This window comes from Aestuariibaculum sp. M13, assembly GCF_024723255.1.
GTDB classification, from domain to species: domain Bacteria; phylum Bacteroidota; class Bacteroidia; order Flavobacteriales; family Flavobacteriaceae; genus Aestuariibaculum; species Aestuariibaculum lutulentum.
The window spans coordinates 1-1,084 of record NZ_JANIAC010000012.1 but is presented as its reverse complement, the minus strand read 5'-3'; the positions used below and the strand labels follow the sequence as shown (position 1 = coordinate 1,084).

Sequence of the window (1,084 nt, the reverse complement as noted above, 5' to 3'; positions counted from 1 at the left end):
GAGTTAAAAGATTACGGTAACAACAGTTTCCCTGGCCGTGGTAATCCTAAAATGACCGATGAAGAAAAAGAGATATCTCGATTGAAAAAGGCATTAAAAGAAGCCGAGTTAGAACGAGACATCTTAAAAAAGGCCATCAGCATCTTCTCCGCGAGCGACAAGAAAAATACAGGTTTATAAAACAACACCTTATGAGATTTCCTGTCGAGACGATGTGTCAAATATTAAAGGTAAGCAATAGCGGTTATTACCATTGGCTACAATCAGGACCAAGTAAATTATGGTTAGAAAATCAAAAAATAACTACGCTTATTAAATCTATATTTAAAGATAGTTTTGATAGCTATGGTTCACCCAGAATAAAAACAGAGTTGGAGACATTAGGCTACAAAATATCAAAGCCCAGAGTGGCGCGTATTATGAGTGCTAATTATTTGTTTGCAAAACGAAAACGTAAGTTTAAAGCAACCACAGATAGTAAACATAATTACCCAATAGCACCTAATTTGTTAAACCAAAACTTTGAAGTAAGCAGACAGAATCAAGTTTGGGTAAGCGATATTACCTATATCAAAACCAAACAAGGTTGGTTATACCTTACTGTAATTATTGATTTGTTTAACCGCAAAGTTGTTGGATGGGCTCTAAGCGATAATCTAAGTACAGAAGACACTATTATTAAGGCTTGGCATATGGCTGTAAAGAAAACAACTTTAACCCAGCCTTTAATTTTTCATTCCGACCGAGGTATACAATATGCCAGCCATAAGTTTACCTCATTAATTAAAAGTTACAATGACTTAGTAAACCAATCTATGAGCAGAAAAGGTAATTGTTGGGATAATGCCGTTGCAGAATCGTTCTTTAAATCATTAAAGGTAGAATGGGTTTATAGGCACAATTATAAGTTGAGATCTGAAGCGGAGTTATCCATCTTTGGATGGATAGAAACCTGGTACAATAATAGAAGAAGACATTCCTTTTTAGGAAATAGAACTATAAGAGAATTTGAATTAGACATGTATAACCTTAAACTAGCAGCGTAGTCATTCAACTATTTGTCCAGTTTTTTGTTGCAAGTCCA

1 pseudogene is annotated in these 1,084 nt (G+C 34.7%); it reads left to right on the top strand.

Annotated elements, in window-relative coordinates:
- Window positions 1–1,046, top strand: a pseudogene (locus NO995_RS17790) (IS3 family transposase); the annotation flags it as partial.
- Window positions 1,047–1,084: the final 38 nt, after the last annotated feature.